General features: G+C 69.3%; 2 protein-coding genes. Both read left to right on the top strand.

Annotated features, from left to right (window positions below):
• Positions 1 to 9: 9 nt before the first annotated feature.
• Entirely contained in the window at positions 10 to 1479 is a 1470-nt protein-coding gene (gene guaB, locus AC1D01_RS28770; RefSeq protein ID WP_477872503.1) for an IMP dehydrogenase, read from the top strand.
• A gap of 26 nt (positions 1480 to 1505) precedes the next feature.
• Positions 1506 to 2762: MFS transporter (locus AC1D01_RS28765; RefSeq protein WP_477872501.1), on the top strand; the 1257-nt coding region annotated here is incomplete at its 3' end.

Genomic DNA, 2762 nt, shown 5'->3' with positions numbered 1-2762 from the left:
GTTTTTCTCATGCGCCTTCTTGGCAAAGCRCTCACCTTCGACGATGTGTTGTTGGTGCCAGCTTTCTCCCAGGTCCTGCCCCGCGACACCTCGCTCGCGACCCAGCTCTCCCGCAACATCCGACTGAACCTTCCGCTCGTGTCCGCGGCGATGGACACCGTGACGGAAGCACGCCTCGCGATCGCGATCGCGCAGGAAGGCGGCATCGGGATCGTCCACAAGAACCTCTCGCCGAAGCAGCAGGCTGCCGAGGTGGCGCGCGTGAAGCGCTATGAGTCGGGCGTGCTGCGCGATCCGATCACCATCTCGCCCGGCGTGCCGGTGCGCGACGTGATCAACCTGTCGCGCCAGCACGGCATCTCGGGCTTCCCGGTGCTCGAGGACGGCAAGGTGGTCGGCATCGTGACCGGCCGCGACCTGCGCTTCGAGACCCGCATGGACATCCCGGTGCGCGAGATCATGACCCCGCGCGAGCGCCTGATCACGGTGCGCGACGGTGCCTCGCTGGCCGATGCCAAGGCGCTGATGCACAAGCACAAGCTCGAGCGCGTGGTCGTCGTCAACGACGCCTTCGAGCTGCGCGGCCTGTTCACCGTCAAGGACATCACCAAGCAGACCAACTTCCCGAACGCCGCGCGCGACTCGCACGGCAAGCTGCGCGTCGGCGCGGCGGTGGGTGTCGGCGAAGACACCGAAGAGCGCCTCGAGCTGCTGGTGCGCGCCGGCGTCGATGCGGTCGTCGTCGACACCGCGCACGGCCACAGCGCCGGCGTGCTCGACCGGGTGCGCTGGGTCAAGAAGAACTACCCGCAGATCGACGTGATCGGCGGCAACATCGCCACCGGAGCGGCCGCGCTGGCGCTGGTGGAGGCGGGTGCCGACGGCGTGAAGGTCGGCATCGGCCCCGGCTCGATCTGCACCACCCGCATCGTCGCCGGCGTCGGCGTGCCGCAGATCATGGCGATCGACAACGTCGCCACCGCGCTGAAGGGCACCGGCGTGCCGCTGATCGCCGACGGCGGCATCCGCTACTCGGGCGACATCGCCAAGGCCATCGCGGCCGGTGCCTGCACCGTGATGATGGGCGGCATGTTCGCCGGCACCGAAGAGGCGCCGGGCGAGATCGTGCTGTTCCAGGGCCGCAGCTACAAGAGCTACCGCGGCATGGGCTCGATCGGTGCCATGCAGCAGGGCTCGGCCGACCGCTATTTCCAGGACAACACCGGCGCCAACCCGAACGCCGACAAGCTGGTTCCGGAAGGCATCGAGGGCCGCGTGCCGTACAAGGGCTCGATGGTCAGCATCGTGTTCCAGATGGCCGGTGGGCTGCGCGCCTCGATGGGCTATTGCGGCTGCCCGACGATCGACGACATGCGCGACCGCGCCGAGTTCGTCGAGATCACGTCGGCCGGCATCCGCGAGAGCCACGTGCACGACGTGCAGATCACGAAGGAAGCCCCCAACTACCGCATGGAGTGACGCCCGCACGCCGGGCGCCAGCGACCTTGACGACGAGTCCCACGACCGCGCCCGCGCAGCCGCCCGCCGGCCGCCCGGCGGCGATGCGCTTCATCCTGCTGACGGTGCTGATCGACATGATGGCGATCGGCCTGATCGTGCCGGTGCTGCCGGTGCTGGTCGGCGGCTTCACGGCCAACCCGGCCGAGCAGGCCTTCTGGTACGGCGCGGTCGCGTTCACCTTCGGCATCGCGAACTTCTTCAGCTCGCCGGTGCTCGGGGCGCTGTCCGACCGCTACGGCCGCCGGCCGGTGCTGCTGCTCGGCTTCTGCGGCTTCGCGTTCAGCTTCTTCGCGACGGCGCTCGCGACGCAGCTGTGGGTGCTGGTGGCGGTGCGGCTGGTGAGCGGCGCGCTGCAGGCGAACGCGGCGGTGGCGAACGCCTACGTGGCCGACATCACGCCACCCGAAGACCGCGCGAAGCGCTTCGGCCAGCTCGGCGCGATGTTCGGCATCGGCTTCATCCTCGGGCCGGTGATGGGCGGGCTGCTCGGCTCGATCGACATCCACTGGCCGTTCTTCGCCGCCGGCACGCTGGCCCTGGTGAACCTGGTCTACGGGTACTTCGTGCTGCCCGAATCGCTGCCGCCGGAGCGCCGCAACAAGGCCTCGATGCGCTCGCTGAACCCGGTCGCCGCGCTGATGCACCTGGGCAGCCTGAAGGGCGTGGGCGGCCTGATCGCGGTGTCGGCCCTGTGCACGCTGGCGCAGTTCGTGTTGCACACCTCCTGGGTGCTGTACACCGGGCTGCGCTTCGAGTGGGGCCCGCGCGAGAACGGCTGGTCGCTGTTCACCGTCGGCGTCGCGTCGGCGATCGTGCAGGGCATGCTGCTGCAGCGGCTGCTGAAGCACTTCGGCGCGACGCGGCTGGCCACCATCGGCCTGGTGTCGAGCACGCTTGCCAACCTGGGCTGGGCGCTCGCGACCGAGGGCTGGATGATGTATGCGGTGATCGGCTTCAACGTGTTCGGCTTCACGGTGGCCGCGGCCATCCAGAGCATCGTCTCGAACGCCGCTGATCAGCGCACGCAGGGCCAGACCATGGGCGCGATGGCCGCGCTGACCAGCATGACCGCGGTGATCGCCCCGGTGATCGGCGCCCCGCTGCTGGGCGTCGTCTCGCACCTGCCGCACAACGACTGGCGCGTCGGCGCGCCGTTCTTCTTCTGCAGCGCGTTGCTGGCGGTGGCCACCGCCGTCGCGATGCGTCATTTTTCCCGTGTTGCCCGCCAGACTCCTTCGACC

The organism is Rhizobacter sp. P3_B12 (genome assembly GCF_056402895.1).
The sequence above is the reverse complement of the archived record's forward strand: the minus strand, read 5'-3'. Positions and strand labels throughout refer to the sequence as shown.